Annotated in this window: 17 protein-coding genes; 4 read left to right on the forward strand and 13 right to left on the reverse strand. The window is 62.4% G+C overall.

What is annotated here, in order from left to right; all coding sequences use genetic code 11:
- Positions 1 to 16 precede the first annotated feature (16 nt).
- Complete coding sequence (bmt, locus tag AC02Y0_RS08200; protein ID WP_476383435.1) at positions 17 to 1,036, forward strand: betaine--homocysteine S-methyltransferase; 1,020 nt, start codon at positions 17 to 19, stop codon at positions 1,034 to 1,036.
- 71 nt (positions 1,037 to 1,107) lie between these two features.
- Here bmt and AC02Y0_RS08205 read toward each other — a convergent pair whose 3' ends face one another.
- The 5 genes from AC02Y0_RS08205 to cysG all read right to left on the reverse strand — a co-directional run bounded on the left by AC02Y0_RS08205 (position 1,108) and on the right by cysG (position 6,065).
- Positions 1,108 to 1,920 (reverse strand): ferredoxin--NADP reductase, encoded by an 813-nt coding sequence (locus AC02Y0_RS08205; protein ID WP_476383436.1) that lies wholly within the window; start codon positions 1,918 to 1,920, stop codon positions 1,108 to 1,110.
- 170 nt (positions 1,921 to 2,090) lie between these two features.
- Positions 2,091 to 2,603, reverse strand: coding sequence for a DUF934 domain-containing protein (locus tag AC02Y0_RS08210; protein ID WP_476383438.1), 513 nt, complete (start codon positions 2,601 to 2,603; stop codon positions 2,091 to 2,093).
- A 13-nt stretch (positions 2,604 to 2,616) separates the two neighbouring features.
- Positions 2,617 to 4,290: a nitrite/sulfite reductase gene (locus tag AC02Y0_RS08215; protein WP_476383439.1), complete on the reverse strand. Its 1,674-nt coding sequence runs from the start codon at positions 4,288 to 4,290 to the stop codon at positions 2,617 to 2,619.
- 15 nt (positions 4,291 to 4,305) lie between these two features.
- Entirely contained in the window at positions 4,306 to 4,620 is a 315-nt protein-coding gene (locus AC02Y0_RS08220) for a DUF2849 domain-containing protein (RefSeq protein WP_102020052.1), read from the reverse strand.
- A 2-nt stretch (positions 4,621 to 4,622) separates the two neighbouring features.
- Entirely contained in the window at positions 4,623 to 6,065 is a 1,443-nt protein-coding gene (cysG, locus tag AC02Y0_RS08225; RefSeq protein ID WP_476383440.1) for a siroheme synthase CysG, read from the reverse strand.
- A 270-nt stretch (positions 6,066 to 6,335) separates the two neighbouring features.
- Here cysG and AC02Y0_RS08230 point away from each other — a divergent pair, with 270 nt between their 5' ends.
- Genes AC02Y0_RS08230 through AC02Y0_RS08240 form a run of 3 tightly spaced genes read left to right on the forward strand, consistent with a single transcriptional unit; the run spans position 6,336 to position 9,001 of the window.
- Positions 6,336 to 6,923 carry a deaminase gene (locus tag AC02Y0_RS08230; protein WP_476383441.1) on the forward strand — a complete coding sequence of 196 codons (588 nt, stop codon included), beginning with the start codon at positions 6,336 to 6,338 and terminating at the stop codon, positions 6,921 to 6,923.
- Between the two features lie 20 nt (positions 6,924 to 6,943).
- The gene (gene mazG, locus AC02Y0_RS08235; protein ID WP_476383442.1) at positions 6,944 to 7,777 is read left to right on the forward strand and encodes a nucleoside triphosphate pyrophosphohydrolase; all 834 of its coding nucleotides are present in this window, start codon (positions 6,944 to 6,946) and stop codon (positions 7,775 to 7,777) included.
- Between the two features lie 6 nt (positions 7,778 to 7,783).
- Positions 7,784 to 9,001, forward strand: coding sequence for an FAD-dependent oxidoreductase (locus AC02Y0_RS08240; protein ID WP_476383443.1), 1,218 nt, complete (start codon positions 7,784 to 7,786; stop codon positions 8,999 to 9,001).
- Here the strand turns inward: AC02Y0_RS08240 and bchJ are convergent.
- The 8 genes from bchJ to AC02Y0_RS08280 all read right to left on the reverse strand — a co-directional run bounded on the left by bchJ (position 8,901) and on the right by AC02Y0_RS08280 (position 19,025).
- A complete protein-coding gene (gene bchJ / locus AC02Y0_RS08245; RefSeq protein WP_476383444.1) occupies positions 8,901 to 9,638 on the reverse strand; it encodes a bacteriochlorophyll 4-vinyl reductase in 738 nt (245 codons plus the stop codon). The genes AC02Y0_RS08240 and bchJ overlap by 101 nt on opposite strands.
- Complete coding sequence (gene bchE, locus AC02Y0_RS08250; RefSeq protein WP_476383445.1) at positions 9,625 to 11,250, reverse strand: magnesium-protoporphyrin IX monomethyl ester anaerobic oxidative cyclase; 1,626 nt, start codon at positions 11,248 to 11,250, stop codon at positions 9,625 to 9,627. Before bchE ends, bchJ begins: the two co-directional genes overlap by 14 nt.
- 86 nt (positions 11,251 to 11,336) lie before the next feature.
- On the reverse strand, positions 11,337 to 12,671 hold the full coding sequence (hflX, locus tag AC02Y0_RS08255) for a GTPase HflX (RefSeq protein ID WP_476383446.1): 1,335 nt from the start codon (positions 12,669 to 12,671) through the stop codon (positions 11,337 to 11,339).
- A gap of 67 nt (positions 12,672 to 12,738) precedes the next feature.
- Positions 12,739 to 12,990: an RNA chaperone Hfq gene (gene hfq, locus AC02Y0_RS08260; RefSeq protein WP_006728386.1), complete on the reverse strand. Its 252-nt coding sequence runs from the start codon at positions 12,988 to 12,990 to the stop codon at positions 12,739 to 12,741.
- 112 nt (positions 12,991 to 13,102) lie between these two features.
- The gene (locus tag AC02Y0_RS08265; RefSeq protein WP_476383447.1) at positions 13,103 to 13,966 is read right to left on the reverse strand and encodes a D-amino-acid transaminase; all 864 of its coding nucleotides are present in this window, start codon (positions 13,964 to 13,966) and stop codon (positions 13,103 to 13,105) included.
- A 14-nt stretch (positions 13,967 to 13,980) separates the two neighbouring features.
- Positions 13,981 to 15,357, reverse strand: a complete 1,377-nt coding sequence (gene trkA / locus AC02Y0_RS08270) for a Trk system potassium transporter TrkA (RefSeq protein WP_476383448.1) — start codon at positions 15,355 to 15,357, stop codon at positions 13,981 to 13,983.
- A 49-nt stretch (positions 15,358 to 15,406) separates the two neighbouring features.
- The gene (gene ntrX, locus AC02Y0_RS08275) at positions 15,407 to 16,771 is read right to left on the reverse strand and encodes a nitrogen assimilation response regulator NtrX (protein ID WP_476383449.1); all 1,365 of its coding nucleotides are present in this window, start codon (positions 16,769 to 16,771) and stop codon (positions 15,407 to 15,409) included.
- Positions 16,761 to 19,025 (reverse strand): sensor histidine kinase NtrY-like, encoded by a 2,265-nt coding sequence (locus tag AC02Y0_RS08280; RefSeq protein ID WP_476383450.1) that lies wholly within the window; start codon positions 19,023 to 19,025, stop codon positions 16,761 to 16,763. The genes ntrX and AC02Y0_RS08280 overlap by 11 nt, the downstream gene beginning before the upstream one ends.
- Positions 19,026 to 19,178 lie beyond the last annotated feature (153 nt).

A 19,178-nucleotide genomic window follows, 5' to 3' on the forward strand; every position in this document is an offset into this window, starting at 1 on the left:
AAAGAGAGGAACCGCCATGGCAACCCCGTCCAATCCGCTTTCCGAACTGCTGGCCGAAAAGGGCGTGCTGCTCGCCGATGGAGCCACCGGCACCAATCTTTTCGCGCAAGGTCTTGAGGCCGGCGAAGCACCCGAACTCTGGAACGAGGCGCAGCCGGAAAAGATCGTCAAGCTGCATCAGGATTTCGTCGATGCCGGCGCCGACATCATCCTCACCAACTCCTTCGGCGGCACGCGCCATCGCCTGAAACTGCACCATGCCCAGGACCGCGTCCACGAGCTGAACAAGAAGGCCGCTGAAATCGCGCGCTCGGTTGCCGACAAGGCGCCGCGCAAGGTGATCGTCGCGGGATCCGTCGGTCCGACCGGCGAGTTGTTGATCCCGCTCGGCGCGATGTCCTACGAGGATGCTGTCGCAGCCTTCGTCGAGCAGATGGAGGGCCTCAAGGCCGGTGGTGCGGATGTTGCCTGGATCGAGACGATGTCGTCGGCGGATGAAATCCGCGCGGCTGCGGAAGCTGCAGTAAAGGTCGGCATGCCCTACACGTTTACCGGCTCGTTCGACACGGCCGGCAAGACCATGATGGGCCTGCACCCGAAGGACATCCACGGTGTTGCGCCGGACATCGGCGCCGGCCCGCTGGCTGTCGGCGCCAATTGCGGCGTGGGAGCCTCCGACATCCTCCAGAGCCTGCTCGACATGACCGGCGCGAACCCGGAGGCGGTCGTGATCGTCAAGGGCAATTGCGGCATTCCGGAATTCCGGGGCGCGGAGATCTTCTATTCGGGTACGCCGCCGCTGATGGCGGATTATGCTCGCCTCGCCCGTGATGCCGGTGCAAAGATCATCGGCGGTTGCTGCGGGACGTCCTGTGATCACCTTGCCGCCATGCGCAAGGCACTCGACGACTATACGCCCGGCCCGCGCCCGACGCTGGAGGTGATCGTCGATCGCATCGGGCCGCTGCGCAACAAGACTGCGGACGAGAGCGGTGCGCAGGAAAGCAGCCGACGTCCGCGTCGCCGCGGCAACTGATCTCCACCAGAGAGCAAAATGACAAAGGGCGCCTGTGGGCGCCCTTTCTGATTCTGGAATGCGGGATGCGATCAGCCGACGAAGGCGCGTTCGATGACGAATTCGGCCGGCTTGTTGTTGGCGCCTTCAGTGAGGCCAGCCTTTTCCAAAAGTTCCTTGGTGTCTTTCAGCATCGCGGTCGAGCCGCAGATCATGCCGCGATCGATCGCGGGATCGAGTGGGGGCATGCCGAGATCGGTGAACATCTTGCCGTTCGCGATCAGGTCCGTGATGCGGCCCTGGAAGGGATAGTCTTCGCGGGTGACCGTCGCATAGTGCTTGAGCTTGTCGCCGACGAGTTCGGCGAGGAATTCGTGGTTTTTGATCTCGTCCACGAGGTCGAAGCCGTATTTCAGCTCGGCGACGTCGCGGCAGGTGTGGGTGAGGATGACTTCCTCGAACTTCTCATAGGTCTCTGGATCGCGGATCAGGCTCGCGAAGGGCGCGATGCCGGTGCCGGTCGAGAACATGTAGAGGCGCTTGCCGGGGGTGAGCGCGTCGAGAACGAGGGTGCCAGTCGGCTTCTTGCGCATCAGGACCTTGTCACCCGGCTGGATGCGCTGCAGGTGCTGTGTGAGCGGACCGTTCGGCACCTTGATCGAGAAGAATTCGAGTTCTTCATCCCAGGACGGGCTTGCGATCGAGTAGGCGCGGTAGATCGGCTTGCCCTCGACCATCAGGCCGATCATAGCGAATTCGCCCGAACGGAAACGGAAGCCGGCCGGTCGCGTCATGCGGAAGCGGAAGAGATGGTCGGTGTAATGCGTGACGCTCAGCACCGTCTCGGCGAATACGCCTTCGGGTATGATCAGTTCAGCATTGTCGGTCTTCACAGGAGCATTCATAGGCTGTCGGTCCTATCGTTCTGTCGATTGGGAAGAGCCTATAATCCAGACCGTCCCATTCCACAATTCAGCCGGCATGCAGATTTCGCAGCCGAGATATCCATTAAAGCGAAGGCGGCATCCTTGACCGAGGTCAATTCGCCGCCCTTACATAGCGATTTCTATAAGTCTCAGGCGCCGGTGGAGCCAAGACGACGCCAGCTGAAACCACCGACGGCCTGGGAATCCCGAGCGGTCGGCTGGTAGCGCTGGGCAACGCCCGTGAGACAGTTTTCGGAAAGCCTGCGCTGGGCAACCGGATTGGTGACGGCGAAGCTGTCGAAGCCGGTGCGCAGCATCAGCGGCACCTGGTCGATCAGCACGTCGCCGACGGCACGAAGCTCGCCCGCATAGCCCAGACGTTCGCGCAGCAGCGTTGCATGGCTGAAGCCACGGCCATCGTTGAAGGCCGGGAAGGCCACGGCGATCAGCGCGATGCGATCGAGATGCGGCTCCAGCTTCTTTACGTCATCGGCGGGCGCGATGAACACGCCGAGGCCGACGTCATTGGTTTCAGCGACCGCTTCGAGGAAGGCGTCCATCGGCAGAAGGGGTTTTTCGCCCTCGCCTGCCTTGCGCTCTTCCGTCTCGGTCACCCAGATGTCGCCTTCGACGAAACCGGTTTCTTTCCAGATCTTGGTCATGTGTCTTCCAGTCTCAGGCTGCTTCGACGGCAGCGTTGCCGTAGAGCGCGTCCTTGAAGGGCTTCGGGCCGACGCGGCGATAGGCTTCGAGGAAGGTTTCCTTGGGGTCGAGGCGCAGACCGAGATAGGTGTCGACGATCGTCTCAACAGCGTCGGTTACCTTTTCCGGCTCGAAGCCGCGACCGATGATTTCGCCGATCGAGGAGTTCTCGTCGCCGGAACCGCCCAGCGTGATCTGGTAGAGCTCGGCACCCTTCTTCTCCACACCCAGCAGGCCGATATGACCGACATGGTGGTGGCCGCAGGCATTGATGCAGCCGGAGATCTTGATCTTGAGTTCGCCGATCTCTTCCTGGCGGGCCTGGGAGCCGAAGCGCTCCGAGATCGCCTGGGCGACCGGGATCGAGCGCGCATTGGCGAGCGCGCAGTAGTCCAAGCCGGGACAGGCGATCATGTCAGTGATCAGGTTGGAATTGGCGGTCGCCAGCCCTGCCTTTTCCAGTGCCTGATAGAGCGGATAGAGATCGCCCTTGGCGACATGCGGCAGGATCAGGTTCTGTTCGTGGCTGACGCGGATCTCGTCGAAGGCGTAGCGCTCGGCGAGATCGGCCACCAGATCCATCTGCGCATCCGAAGCGTCGCCCGGCGTGCCGCCGATCGGCTTCAGCGAGATCGTCACCATGGCGTGGTCGGGATGGCGGTGTTCCTGAACGTTGTGGCGTACCCAGGAACCAAAAGCGGGATCCGCCTTCTGCGCACGGGCAAGGGCTTCCCAACCGTCCGGGCGGGCGGTGAGTGCCGGCGGGGCGAAATAGGTTTCGATGGCGCGGATATCACCTTCCGGCAGCTTCAGCTCGCTGTCCTGGATTTCGGCAAATTCAGCGTCCACCTGACGGGTCAGTTCTTCAACACCGGTCTCGTGGACGAGGATCTTGATGCGCGCCTTGTACTTGTTGTCGCGGCGACCGTGCAGATTGTACACCCGCACGATGGCGGTGATGTAGGTCAGCAGGTCTTCCTCGGGCAGGAAGTCGCGGATCTTCTTGGCGATCAGCGGCGTGCGGCCCTGGCCACCGCCGACATAAACGGCAAAGCCAAGTTCGCCCGCTTCGTTCTTCTTCAGCTGCAGGCCGATGTCATGCACCTGGATCGCGGCACGGTCCTTGTCGGCGCCGGTGACGGCAATCTTGAACTTGCGCGGCAGGAAGGAGAATTCCGGATGCAGCGAGGACCACTGGCGGAGGATCTCGGCATAGGGGCGCGGATCGGCGACTTCGTCTGCGGCAGCGCCGGCGAAATGATCGGCGGTCACGTTGCGGATACAGTTGCCCGAGGTCTGGATGGCGTGCATCTCGACGCTTGCGAGATCTTCCAGGATAGCCGGCGTGTCCGAGAGCTTCGGCCAGTTGTACTGGATGTTCTGGCGGGTGGTGAAGTGACCATAGCCGCGGTCATACTTGCGGGCGATATGCGCCAGCATGCGCATCTGCTTGGAGTTCAGCGTGCCATAGGGAATGGCGACGCGGAGCATATAGGCATGAAGCTGGAGATAGACGCCGTTCATGAGGCGCAGCGGCTTGAAAGCATCTTCCGCAAGCTCGCCCGACAGGCGGCGAGCCACCTGGTCGCGGAACTGTTCTACGCGCGCCGACACAAAAGCGTGGTCGAATTCGTCATAACGATACATGTCTTACCTCAGGCCTCAAGCCGCGATGAATGCAGGGTCGGCATAACCATGCCCTTCCGCATATGCAATGGTCGGACCTTCCGCCCGGATACGCTCGCGCAGGCGCAGCGGACGCAGCTTGCCATCCTTTTCCTCGATCTCGATGACGTTGACATCGACTACGAGGTTGCTGGCGAAGGCCTGCTTGCCCGCGGCTTCGAGGGCATCGACCGCCTCAGCATGGCGCGCGACAAAGGCTTCCTGCAGACGCTCGGTCCACTGGCCATTGGCGTCCAGCCATACGGCGATGCCGTCGGTCAGGCGGTTTGCTGTGAGAACCTTGTCTACCATCCTCAAATCCTTGCAAGTTGCGGTTCGGCCGAGACAAGCGCGCCAAGCGGCTCGGAACGGCTGAAATCGGCGCCGGCGACTGCGTCGCCGATGATGACCATGACCGGACCTGATAGCTCTGTGCGAGCTTCCAGGCCTGGCAATTCCTTCAATGTGCCATGCAGCAGGCGGCTGTCACGGCGGCCGGCATTCTCGACGACGGCGACCGTCGTGTCCTCGGCCAGGCCGCCAGCCATCAGGCGCTCAGCGACGGAGGCGGCAACCGTGCGGCCCATATATACGGCGACGGTGGCACCCGACAGTGCGAGACGCGCCCAATCCGGCAGCACATTACCCTGAAGATCGTGGCCGGTGGTGAAGACCAGCGACGAAGAGACGCCGCGCAGCGTCAGTGGCAGTTCGAAATCGGCGGCGGCGGCCAGCGCCGACGTGACGCCCGGCACGATCTCATAGGCGATGCCTGCGTCACGAAGGGCAGCCATTTCCTCGCCTGCACGGCCGAAGACCAGTGGATCGCCCGACTTCAGACGCACGACGCGTTTACCGGCATGGCCGAGTTCGACGAGGAGCGCGTTGATCTCGCTTTGAGACTTCGAGTGGCAGCCCTTGCGCTTGCCGACCGGAATGCGCTCGGCATCGCGGCGGCCCATGTCGACGACTTCGCGGGGCACCAGTGCATCGTAGACGATGACGTCACATTCCATCATCAGGCGGTGGGCGCGCAGCGTCAGCAGATCCTCGGCGCCTGGGCCGGCACCGACAAGAAACACGCGGCCTTCCACACGGTCAGCGGCAACGCCCTTGAGGATGCGGGTTGCTTCGCGCCGGGCGAGGCTAATCTCATCGGCTTCAACATGGTCTGCGACCTTGCCCTTGAAGAAATCGCGCCAGAACAGCCGGCGCGGCGCTCCACGGGGCACGAGGCGGTCGACGGCGCGGCGATAGGAATTGGCGAGACGGCCGAGCTTGCCGAGCGAACGCGGCAGGAGACGGTCGATGTCGGCGCGGATCATCTGCGCGAGCACCGGGCCCACGCCTTCAGTTCCGATAGCCACAGCAATCGGTGCGCGGTTGACGAGGGCTGGCGTGTAGAAATCGCAATAGTCGGGCTGGTCGACGGCATTGGCCGGAATGCGGGCAGCGCGGGCGGCGGCCACGATCTCGCGGTCGAGAGCGCCCTCACCCGTTGCAGCAAACACCAGGCGCGCGCCATCCACCTGGGTGGGCTCGAAGGGCAAAGCCACCTGTTCGATGCCGTGCTGGGCGAGAAAGGCAGCGTAATCCTCTTCCGGGGCATCTGTGTAGGCGACGATGCGGGCTTCGGTATTCTTCAGCAAGCGCGCCTTCGCATAGGCCTCGTCGCCGTTTCCGAAAACGGCGGTGACCTCATTCTCGACCTTGAAGAAGGCCGGAAAGACCGAAAGCTGTTTGTCCTGCTGTGCCATGAATCATCCGCTGCGAGAGTGCTGCACTATCGCGTTTTGTCTTTAACATTTGAAGAAACAGAAATTCCTTCGCCCTGCACCTTGCGTATTTCTGTCCTAGTGCCTCCGCCGTTGCGAGCAAAATGCACCGAGTTTCGTCCAGACGGATCGCTCGCCCGGGCCAGAGCCATCAAGCGTGCCAAAAAGTTGGAGACAGAGCATCATTTCCCTTTCGGCGGATCCTCTGCAAGCGCTAGGATCGCATTGCACAAGACTGCGGAGCGCGCCACCTTGACCTCACCCGAACTCACCCGCCGACTTCTCGACGTGATCGAACACGACATCCTGCCCCTGACCGCCCGTGGCGTTGCCGCCGGCAACAAGGTGTTCGGCGCGGCGATCCTGCGCAAGTCCGACCTGTCGCTGGTGCTGGCGGAGACGAACAACGAACTCGAAAACCCGCTCTGGCATGGCGAAGTGCATACGCTGAAACGTTTCTACGAACAGGGCGAGCGGCCAAACACCAAGGACCTGATTTTCCTGTCGACGCATGAACCCTGCACAATGTGCATGTCAGCGATCACCTGGGCGGGCTTCGACAACTTCTACTATTTCTTCAGCCATGAAGACAGCCGAGACGCTTTTGCGATCCCCCATGATCTGAAGATCCTCAAGGAAGTCTTCGGTCTGGAGCCCGGCGGCTATCGCCGGCAGAACGCCTTCTGGCTGAGCCATGCGATGATCGAGATGGTGGCCTCCGCCAGCGATGCCGATCGCCCTGCCCTGTTCGAACAGGTGAGCCGGATCAAGGCGCAATACGACCTGTTGTCGGAAAACTATCAGTCGTCCAAGGGCGACAACGACATTCCGCTCAATTGAGCGAGCCACACGGGATTACAATGGAAGCCTCCACCGACATCAACCGCCTGCTCGAGATCATGGCGGCGCTGCGCCAGCCCGACACGGGTTGCCCTTGGGACATCGTCCAGACATTCGAGACGATCAAGCCCTATACGATCGAGGAAGCTTATGAGGTCGCTGATGCGATCGAGCGCAAGGATCCGGACGATCTCTGCGAGGAGCTGGGCGATCTCTTGCTGCAGGTGGTCTTCCACGCCCGTATCGCTGAAGAGGCCGGACAGTTCAATTTCGGCGACGTCGTCGAAGCCATCACGCGCAAGATGATCCGGCGCCATCCGCATGTGTTTGCGCGATCCGATGCCGATACGCCCGAGGCGGTCAAGGCACAGTGGGACACGATCAAGCAACAGGAGAAGGCGGAACGCCTCGCACGGCGCGCGGCCCGCGGCTCGGCTGCTGATCCTGACACCGGCTATCTCGGCTCAGTGCAGCGCTCCTTCCCGGCACTCACAGAAGCACTGAAGCTGCAGGAGCGTGCGGCCAAGGTCGGCTTCGACTGGTCTGAAGCTGCTCCCATCCTCGACAAGATCGAGGAGGAGATCGGCGAATTGCGCGAGGCGCTGGGCGAAAACAAGCCTGACAAGGTCAAGGACGAACTCGGCGACCTGATCTTTGCGCTCGTCAATATCGGCCGGCATGTTGGGGCAGAACCGGAACAGGCTCTGCGTGGAACGAATACGAAGTTCCGAAATCGTTTCAGTTATATAGAAACTTCTCTTAAGGCATCAGGTGAGACACTCGAAGCAGCTTTCCTGGAACGGATGGAAGAGCTGTGGCAGGCAGCAAAAGGCATCCAGCGGCAGATTGGTTGAACCAGCATGAAGCTCACTGGACTTGATGTGGCCATTGCCGGCGCTGGCGTCGGGGGACTGGCTCTCGGCACCATGCTCGCCCGGTTCGGCGCCTCCGTGACACTCTACGACCAGATGGATGCGCCACGTCCGGTGGGCTCCGGCTTCGTGCTGCAGCCGACGGGGGCTCAGGTTCTGGCGGCCATGGGCCTGCTCGATCCGGTCGCCGTACGCGGGCGACGCATCGACCGGATGGTCGGACGGTTGAAGGACGGCGGCAAGCCTGTGCTTGACGTCCGCTACCGGTCTGGCGAATTCGGGATCGCTGTCCAGCGGGTGGCGCTGTTCGACACCTTGTTCGAGGCGGCTCGCGAAGCCGGTGTGGCTTTCGAGGCGTCGGCACGGATCAGCGACGTCGAGCCGGGGCCTCGTGCTTGTCTCGTCTTCAAGGATGGTGCTCGATCATCACAAGCAGACCTCGTCATCGATGCCATGGGGGCCAATTCCCCGATCGGCAGTCGACCGGATAGCGAACTCAGCTACGGCGCGCTCTGGGCAACGGTGCCCTTCCCCGATGGCGGGCCATTCCAGGAAAACCTGCTCGAACAGCGCTATGGCCGTGCCTCACGGATGGCCGGTGTGCTGCCGGTCGGGACCGCCCGCGAAGGGGCGCCCGCCATGGCGACCTTCTTCTGGAGCCTGCGTACCAGTGATCATCCCGCGTGGGTCAAGGCTGGCCGCGACGCTTGGCTGGAGGCGGTGGGCAAGCTGTGGCCCGATGCGCTTCCGCTCGCGGCTGCCGCGGAGCCGGTTCATGCGCGCTATCGCCACCAGACACGTTCGCCGGTGATCGGGCGGCACGCGCTGAAGATCGGGGATGCCTGGCATGCGACAAGCCCACAGCTCGGCCAGGGCGCCAACATGGCGCTGCTCGACGCTGCATCGCTCGCCTCGGCCCTCGTCCACGCAGAGGATATCGATGCCGCGATCGCGCAGCATCTGCGGCAAAGGCAGATGCATGTGCGCAGCTACCAGTTCCTCAGTCGGGTGCTGACGCCCTTCTACCAATCGGACAGTCGCCTGCTGCCTGCCTTGCGGGATCACCTGATCGCGCCCGTGACGACGCTGCCAGGCGTGCGATCCATCATCTCGACGCTTGTGACGGGCGATCTTCTCGATCCGGTCGGTCGGCTGCGGCTCTCCGAGACATTCGGTCAGAACGCAGTGGCCCAGTCGCACACGTAATCGTCCATTCGCAGCAGTCGTTGCCCTTGGCTTGGCAGCGGGGGTGCAGGACCGAGACTTGGGTTGCGGTCAAGGTGGCGAAGAGGCGTTCGAATACGGCACCATGCCAGGGGCAGCCGGGGGTCGCGAGCGGGTTTTCCTGGATTGCAAGGTGAATGACTGGTCGCCTCCAGCCGTGGACCTCCCCTGAAAACACGCCGCTTCCGGCAAATGTCCAGGCATGGGCGGAGATGGCGCGGCTAAGCACCCGCGCAGAAATGGCGGTCGGCAGACGCGGCAACAACCAGCGAGCCGGTTTCGGTATGCGGTACGCTAGCAGATACTGGCCCGTGCGGTGTCCGGCTTCCGCCAGGACGCGGGCGGCGTCCTGATCCGACAAGGTGTCGCAAAGCACGGCGAACAGCCGCTGCGGCTCTCGTTCATCCAGCATCGTACCGGGTGGGGCGGCGTAGCGATGGCCGATGCCCGCTCGGTCGAAGATCTGCCGCGCCGTCTCGTCGCCAAACAGCGCCGCGAGCGCCTGCCCCGTCTGGATGACAGCATTGGGGCCGATCCGGGCTGGCGGCCTGGCTTCACGGGCGCCTTCTGCGACATCGTCGTCGTACAGTCGCGCCAAGCTGCTGTCAGACGTGGGCATCGTGGCTCTCCGGCCCTCCGCCGCAAACAAGCACGGGTGTCCGCGCCTCTTCCGCCGCCCCAGCCTTTCGAGCTCGCAACTGGCTTGCCCGGTCGGAAGCCGCCTGCCAGTCGTCGATCTGGGCCGGTGCGATCTTGCGGGTCATGTCGAAGCCGAAATCGACCTTTTCCTTTGACTGCGGGCCCCAATAATTGTGCTTGCCGAGATCGTAGAATTTCCGTTCGAAGCCGGCTTTCATGAAGGCCTTGAGACAGCCGAGAAGATAGCGCCGCCGAAAGCCTTTGCCGCGCCAGGGGTAGTGGAAGAGCGCCTTGATCATGTAGAAGCGGCGGTAATTGTTCATGACGCGGTCGAGCAGTTCGGCGCGGTCCATGGCGTCGGGTTTCATGATCGGCGTGACGAAGTTGTATTTCGAGAAGTCGAAGATCTCGACCTTGTCGCCGAGTTCCTGAAACAGCGGCGAGAAGGGCCAGGGCGTGTACATGGCCCAGTTGGCGAGATCCGGGTTCCAGTCGCGCGCCATGCGATAGGTTTCCTCCAGCGTCTCCGCCGTCTCGTTTTCCAGCCCGACGATGAACTGCGCCTCGGTGAAGATGTCGGCTTCGCGCAGCAGGCGGATCGCCTTCTTGTTCTCAGCGACCTTGGTCTCCTTGTTGAAGCGATCGAGCTTCAGCTGGGCGGCAGCTTCCGTGCCGAGCGAGACATGCACGAGGCCAGCCCTGCGATAGAGCGCCAGATATTCCTCGTCGCGGATGATGTCGGTGACGCGGGTGTTGATGCCCCATTTCACCTTGTCCGGCAGGCCGCGCGCGATCAGCTCCTCGCAGAAGGCGATGAACTTCTTGCGGTTGATTGTGGGTTCCTCGTCGGCGAGAATGAAGAAGCCGACCTGATGGTCGTTGACCAGTTTCTCGATCTCGTCGACCACCTTTTTCGGATCGCGGATGCGGTAGTCGCGCCAGAACTTCCACTGCGAGCAGAAGGAGCAGGTGAAGGGGCAACCGCGCGCCATGTTGGGGATCGCGACGCGTACGCCGAGAGGCACGTAAATGTATTTCTCCCATTCGAGCAGCGTCCAGTCGGGATCGACGGCATCGAAGTTCTTGACGGTGGGGGCGGCCGGCGTGGCGATGATCTTGCCGTCGTCGGTGATGTAAGCGAGGCCCTTGATGCCCGCCCTCGCCTCCTTCCAGGTGCCGGCGGCAAAGGCGCGGGCGAGCTCGAAGATGATCTCCTCGCCCTCGCCGCGGACGATCACGTCGATCCAAGGCGCCTCGGTCAGCACCTGCTGGTACATGAAGGTGGCATGGATGCCGCCAAGAACGCGGAGCGCCTGTGGGCAGACCTCTTTTGCAATCTCGAGGCAGCGCTCGGCCATGTAGATCGACGGGGTGATCGCGGTGCAGCCGATCAAATCCGGCTGAAGGCGGCGCAATTCGTCACGCAGCCGGTCCTCGGTCATGTCGTTGGTCATCGCATCGAGGAAATGAATATCGGTGAACCCGGCCGACTTCAGCGCCCCGCCGAGATAGGCGACCCAGGCGGGTGGCCAGTTGCCGGCAATCTCGGCGCCGCCGGAATGGTAGTTCGGATGAATGAAGACGACGCGCATGACCACCTCCCATGTGTGTAAACAAAAGTTGACACACATGGCGGCGCGATCAGTTGACCTGGATCAAGAGGTCATCACGCCTTTGGTCAGCGCTCCCAGTCTTCCTTAACCGTGGGCTGCAGTCCGCCGAGCTTGCGCTCCAACTCGTTGGCCTGGCGATCGGTCAGGCGCACGTCGAGACTGACGGAGCCGTCCTCGTGATCCTCGCGGCCCTCGACGACCGCGTTCTCGTAGAGCCAGGAGATAACGGCATGTTTGTCGGCCGGAATGGTGATCGTCGCCTCGGTCAACACGCCGGACAGGCGCTGCGAGATGATGTCGATCAGTGTGTCGACGCCCTCGCCCGTTATGGCGGAGACCGGCAGGACGTTTGCGCGACCGGCTGCCTTCTGCAGAATGCCGTCGTGGTTCTCCGGGTCGAGACGGTCGATCTTGTTCCAGATCTCGATGATCCGTTCCGAGCGCTCCTTCTCGTCGATGCCGAGATCGTCGAGGATGCGCAGGACATCGGCCGACTGTGCGCCATTGTCAGGATCCGACATGTCGCGGACATGCAGGATGAGATCGGCTTCCAGCACCTCTTCCAGTGTTGCGCGGAAGGCGGCAACGAGGTGGGTCGGCAGGTCGGAGATGAAACCAACGGTGTCAGACATGATCACGGTGCGGCCATGCGGCAGCTTCATGCGGCGGAGCGTCGGATCGAGCGTCGCAAATAGCATGTCTTCGGCGAGCACGCCCGCACCGGTGATGCGGTTGAACAGCGTCGATTTGCCGGCATTGGTGTAGCCAACGAGGGCGACGATCGGATGCGGCACCTTGCGGCGCTTGGCGCGGTGCAGTTGACGGGTGCGGACCACCTGTTCAAGCTCGCGCTCGAGCTTGATGATCTTGTCCTGCAGCATGCGCCGGTCGGCTTCGATCTGGGTTTCACCCGGACCACCCATGAAGCCCGCGCCGCCGCGCTGGCGCTCAAGGTGGGTCCAGGAACGGACCAGACGGCCCTTCTGGTAGTTCAGATGCGCGAGGTCGACCTGCAGCGTGCCTTCCTTGGTGGAGGCGCGGCGACCGAAGATTTCCAGGATCAGGCCCGTGCGGTCGATGACCTTGGCGCCCCATTCCTTCTCAAGATTGCGCTGCTGAACCGGGGTGAGCGGATGATCGACGATGACGAGGCCCGCGTCGAATTCGTCGAGCAGCGCCTTCACCTCGGCGATCTTGCCGGATCCCATGAGTGTTGCGGGTCGTGGCTGGCTAACTGTGACGATCAAGCCTTGAACGATGGTGAGATCGATGGCGCGGGCAAGACCGATCGCCTCTTCGAGACGCGCTTCATTCGAGCGGCTCGGGGCCGGCGGAGCGCCTTCGGGAAGAGGCTGCGCCTTTGCCTGCTTCAGGACAGGAACGAGCACGAGTGCCCGCATGTCATCCCGGCGCTTTTCGTCCTCCGGGATGATCGATTCGTTCTTTGTATCGCGGCTGGTGATGATCTCAGTCCTGTCCGGAAGAGGCTTCGTCGTTCTCGAACATCGTCATCGGCTGGCCGGGCATGATGGTCGAGATGGCGTGCTTGTAGACCAGCTGGGAATGGCCGTCGCGACGCAGGAGAACACAGAAATTGTCGAAGGATGTCACGACACCGGTGAGCTTAACGCCGTTGATCAGGAAGATCGTCAGCGAAATCTTCTGCTTTCGCACGGTGTTGAGGAAAAGATCCTGCAGATTCTGAGAACGTTCCGCCATGGCGCCGCTTCTTTCTTTTTTGCCGGTGCTTTGTCGACCGGTGTGATTATTGTTTGACAGCTGGTCCGCTTGGGGAATTGGCCCCTCGCCCCTCCGCCGAAAAAACGTGGTATCAAATCACCGTCTTTTCCGCAACGTCGAAAAAGGCGGAACGGATCCGTTCGGCCATGGCGCCAGGGTGGCCATTGGCGATCGGCTGGCCATCGATATCGACGATCGGGAAGCAGATGCTGGTTGCAGCGGTGATAAAGACTTCGCGGGCCGAGAGCATCTCTTCGCGGGAGAACTCACGTTCCTGCACCTCTATCCCAAGCTTTGCCGTCACATCCATCAGCCCGGTGCGGGTGATGCCGCGCAGGATGCCCTGGTTGGCGGGGCGGGTGACAAGAACGCCGTCCTTGTCGACGATCCAGACATTGGTTGCCGCGCCTTCAGTCACCATACCTCGGGCGTCGACGTAAATGGCTTCCTGTGCGCCCTTTTCCTTTGCCGCCTGACGGGCCATGGCATTGGGCAGAAGCCCGACAGTCTTGATATCGACTCGGTCCCAGCGATTGTCGGGAAGCGTGATTGCCTTCAAGCCCTTTTCGTTTTTCGTCGCAATTACCGCCGGATCGGTGATCTTGGCTGTGATGACGAGGCTCGGCGGGGTATCCGGCGACGGATAGACGTGGTCGCGGCGGGCGACGCCGCGTGTCACCTGGAGATAAAACAGGCCGTTCTTCACCCGGTTGCGGCGGGCGACCTCGCGGATGACCTGGGTGAGTGCTCCCCGGCTCATCGGGCGCCTCATGGCAAGCTCCGACAGAGAGCGATCCAGGCGATCCAGATGCCGGGTCAGATCGACGATGACACCGTGGCGGATTTCACAGACCTCGTAGACACCGTCAGCGAATTGATAGCCGCGATCCTCGATATGCACGCCCGCCTCGGAATGCGGCAGATAGCGACCGTTGACATAGGCAATGCGCGGCATGGGGTTGTGAACCTTCAGAAATACTGGATCGAAACGCGGAAGAGCTGCTCGACATGGCGAACGGCCTCTGCAGCGGCGAAGAGAACCACGCGGTCCTTGGCCTTGATCTTGGTGTCGCCATCGGGGCGGATCACGGTCTTGTCGCGCAGGATCGCGCCGATGCGCAGGCCAGGCGGCAATTCAAGCTCCCGGAAGGGCTTGCCGACGAGCGGAGAGGTTTCCAGCGCCTCCGCCTCGATCACTTCGGCCTTGCCCTTCTGGACGGCATAGACGGCGCGAATGCGGCCCTTGCGGACATGCTGCAACACGCGGGAAATGGTGACGGCGCGCGGGTTGATGTGGGCATCGATCCCGATCGACGTCGCCAGTTCGTGGAAGGACGGGCTGTTGATCAGTGCCATGCCCGACTTGCAGCCGAGGCGCTTGGCCATGGCGGCACTCAGGATATTGGTCTGGTCGTTGTTGGTGAGCGTCACCATCAGGTCGGCATCCTGGATGTCGGCCTGCTGGAGGATGTTCTGGTCGAGTGCCGATCCGTGCAGGACGATGCCGTCCTTCAGCTGGTCGGAGACCGCAAGCGCGCGCTCACGATCGTTCTCGATGATCTTCAGGCGGGTTTTCGGCTGCATCTCCTCGATGGCGCGGGCGACGTAGTAGCCGATATTGCCACCGCCGGCGATGACGATGCGACCGGCTTCCTGCTCCTCATGGCCGAAGAGGCCGAGCGTGCGGCGGGCGTGGTCGCGCTGGCAGATCACATAGGCGAGGTCGCCGACCTGCAGGTGATCCTGCGAGCGCACGACATTCAGGCGGCTGTTGCGATAGATGGCGCAGACCGTCGCCATGAGGTCGGGAAAGAGTTCGCTCAGCTGGTTGAGCGGAGTGTCGACGACAGGGCAATCTTCCATGCATTCGATGGCGAGCATGGCAATATGGTCGTCGGCGAAGCGCACGATGTCGGTGGCGCCGGGGAAGGAAATGCGCCGCAGAACCATCTTGCCGACCTCAATCTCCGGCGAAATGGTCACGTCGATCGGCAGGTTGTCACGGCTGAAGAGATCGGAATATTCCGGCCGCAGATAGTTCTGCGAACGAATACGGGCGATCTTGGTCGGGACGTTGAACAGCGAATGGGCGACCTGACAGGCGGTCATGTTGATTTCGTCGTAGAGCGTCACGGCAATCAGCATTTCGGCCTGATCGGCGCCGGCCCTCGCCAGCACATCCGGATGGGCGCCGTGGCCGACATAGCCGCTCACATCCAGCGTCTCGGTGATATGCGAGACGAGCGAGGCGGAGGTGTCGATGACCGAGACGTCGTTGCCTTCTTGGGAGAGACGCTCGGCAATGCCGTAACCGACCTGGCCCGCGCCGCAGATGATGACTTTCATTCTATGCTTCCTGCCCCAGGATCGGTTCTACCGGACTCGGTTCGACCGCTTATACGCCAAGCGACTTCAGTTTGCGATGGAGGGCTGAGCGTTCCATGCCGACGAATTCCGCCGTGCGTGAAATGTTGCCACCGAAACGGTTGATCTGGGCAATCAGGTAGTCTCGTTCGAACATTTCACGCGCCTCGCGCAGGGGCAGCGTCATGATATGCGTGTCGTTGCGGGCCGAAACCTTCGGCAGCATGTCGGAGAGATCCTGCGGCAACATCTCGGCCGTGATCGGCGCTTCGGGGCTGTCGCCCTGGGCGAGGATCATCAGGCGTTCGATGTTGTTGCGCAACTGACGGATATTGCCCGGCCAGTCATTCGCCTGGAGGACCGCCATGGCGTCCTCGCCGATCTTGCGCTGGCGGATGCCGGCCTGCTCGGAGACCTGGCGCATGAACATGTCGACGAGGAAGGGGATGTCCTCGCGGCGCTCGGCAAGCGCCGGCACCTTTACCGGCACGACGGCCAGGCGATGGAAGAGGTCTTCCCGGAAGCGCCCCTCGGCGATCAGGCTTTCGAGATTGTAGGCGCTGGAGGAAATGATGCGCACATCCACCTTCACGCGCTTGGAGCCGCCGATGCGCTCGAACTGCTGCTCGACGAGCACGCGCAGGATCTTGTTCTGGGTCTCGCGCGGCATTTCGCCGATTTCGTCGAGATAGAGAATGCCGCGATGGGCTTCCTCCAGCGCACCGATGCGGCGGGGCTGGCCGGGCGTGCCTTCGGTGCCGAACAGCGCCATCTCCATACGGTCCGGCGTGATCGCCGCCGCATTCAACGAGACGAACGGCCCGACAGAGCGGGTCGAACGCTTGTGGATCATGCGGGCGACCAGTTCCTTGCCGGAGCCAGAGGGGCCGAAGATCATGATGCGGCTGTTGGTCGGCGCGACCTTCTCGATCGTCTGGCGGAGCTGCGAGACGGCGACCGAGGTGCCGATGAGTTCGATCGCGTCACCGGTCCGGCGCTTGAGTTCGGAGACCTCACGCTTGAGCTTGGAATTTTCCAGCGCGCGCTCGGCGATCAGGATGAGGCGATCGGCCTTGAAGGGCTTTTCGATGAAGTCGAAGGCGCCGCGCTTGATGGCCGAGACAGCCGTCTCGATATTGCCGTGACCGGAGATCATTACGACCGGCAGATCAGGATGGCGTGCCTTGATTTCGTCGAGCAGCGAAAGGCCATCAAGCCGGCTGCCCTGCATCCAGATGTCGAGGAAGACCAGACGCGGGACACGGTCGGAGATGGCGGCAAGCGCGCTGTCGGCATCATGGGCGGTGCGGGTCTCGTGTCCCTCGTCACTCAGAATACCGGAGACGATCTCGCGAATGTCCTCTTCGTCGTCGACTACCAGAATATCAGAGGCCATAGACCTTTTCCTTATCGCTTTCAGTGACCATGGCGGGGGCGTCTGCGCGCGGCAGGATGATGCGGATCATCGCACCCCTGCCCCGGTCGAAATCCACAGGTGCGTCGTGCAGCTCAAGCTGCCCGCCATGCTCTTCAATAATCTTCTTCACGATTGCGAGGCCAAGGCCGGTGCCTTTCTCGCGCATCGTCATGTAGGGTTCGAGAATGCGGTGCCGGTTCTCCGTCGGCAGGCCGCGGCCGTTGTCGATCACGTCGACCGTGAACCGGTCGAGTTCGGAATCGAATGTCGAGCGGACCAGGATCTTGCCGTGGTCGCCCAGTTCTTCCTTCGGCACCGCCTCGATCGATTCGACGGCGTTCTTGACGATGTTGCCGACAGCCTGAGCCAGCATGCGCGCGTCGAAGCTCCCCTCCAGCGGCTCGTCGCCGAAGCTCCGCTGGAATTCGATTTCGGCGCTGCCGATCTCGCGCAGGAAGACGGCGTCCGTGAGGATCTCGCGCAGGTCTGAGCGCTGCTTCGTCGGCTTCGGCATCCGGGCGAAGGCGGAGAATTCGTCGACCATGCGGCCGATGTCCTCGACCTGACGCACGATCGTGTCTGTGCACTGGTTGAAGACGGCCTTGTCGTCTTCGGCGATCTGCTTGCCATAGCGGCGCTTCAACCGCTCCGCTGAGAGCTGGATCGGAGTGAGCGGGTTCTTGATTTCGTGGGCGATGCGCCGCGCCACATCGGCCCAGGCGGTGGAGCGTTGGGCGACGACCAGATCGGTGATGTCATCAAGGGTGATGACGTAGGAATCGACCGAGCCTCGGGTCTCCTCCCGCGTCACCTGGACGTTGAGGGTGCGTTCCTTACCGCCCCGGATCATGTTGATCTGTTCGCGATATTCACCGCGATGGCGGACAGCCGCTTCGGCCAGCACCCGGTCGACCTCAGGGGCGACGAGCGCCAGCTTCTGGCCCATCAGCTGTTCGCCGGGCAGTGCCAGGAAGTATTCGGCAGACGGATTGACGATGGTGATGATGCCATCGTCCTCGACGCCGATGACGGCGGCCGTAACGCCCGAGAGAACCGCTTCGATAAAGCGTCGGCGGTCATCGACCTCGTCCTTGGCTTCCAGGATCTCGTCGCGCTGCGAGCGGATCTGCGAAACCATCTTGTTGAAGGTCCGCGACAGGCTGCCGACATCGCCGTCTGCCGCGCGGACGGGCACCAGGACATTGAGGTTGCCGGACGCGATACTGTCGGCGGCCCCGATCAACAGGCGGATCGGCCGCACGATCCGGTCCGCGACGGCGATTGCGGTCCAGATGGCGGCCAGCAGCACGATCAGTGCGAAACCGAGATAGAGAATGGCGAAGGCGATCTGCAGCGTCGTTCGGCCGTCCTCCATCGACTGGTATTCGGCGGTGTTTTCTTCCATCTGGCGCATCGCCTGCATGACCTTCGGGTCAACGGCTCTGATGGTGTAGAGGAATGTTCCCGACAGGCTATCGAGCTTGATGATGGCGCCGACGAGATTGGTGATGCCCGGCGGGATCAATGTCGGCTGACCTGCCGAGGCGCTCGCAAGCGCATCCCGGGGAATGGCCGGCAGAGGCTTTTCCGTATCGATGTCGGCTTGAGTGATGGCAGAACCATCTTCCCGCACCAGGAAGGCGCCGAGCATGCCGCGACCGCGCGCCTGGCGGGTCATCAGCTCCACGAAGCCGGTCCGATCGAGGTAAAAGAGCGCGCGATTGCGCTCCAGATCGTTCGCCATGGAGATCGTCTGGCCCTGGAGGTAGCTGGCATTCTCCATCATGTAGGCCTGGGCGATGTTCATCGACGATGAAACGATCGACTGCGTTCTGATCGAGAACCAGCGATCCAGCCCGACATTGAGCGTGATCGAGGCGAAAATGGCCACCAGAATCGCCGGCGTGATCGCGATGACGGAGAAGAGCGCGACGATGCGGACATGAAGGCGCGCGGCGGCACGCCCGCGGTTGCGCGCCTTGAACAGGCGCATCACTTCCCGGCCAATCAGGAAAACCAGACCAACGATGAACAGCGAATTGATGACCGCCGACGCGACCAGCACCCGGGAGGTGGGCTCGATCGGGGTCAGGCCGAGCAGGATCGGCAGGGTCAGCGACGCGCAGAGCAGCGCACCGCCAGCGGTCAGCAGACCAGGCAGCGCAAAGGATGCGCGGCGGTCGTGTGCCAGCGTGTCAACATCTGCTGCGGCGGCGTTCCTCACGCGTGCCATCATTTCCCCCGGATCCGCGCTATCGGATCTTATTGACGCGGCCGCCTGGCGGTTCCCGTCGACTTTGTTTCTGCAAGGCTCGTCACATCGGTAGCCATGAACGGCTAAGGTCCATCACGATGAGACGTGACTTTTGAGCAACGCAATGTGGCG

Source organism: Allorhizobium sp. nf9_anc, assembly GCF_056323085.1.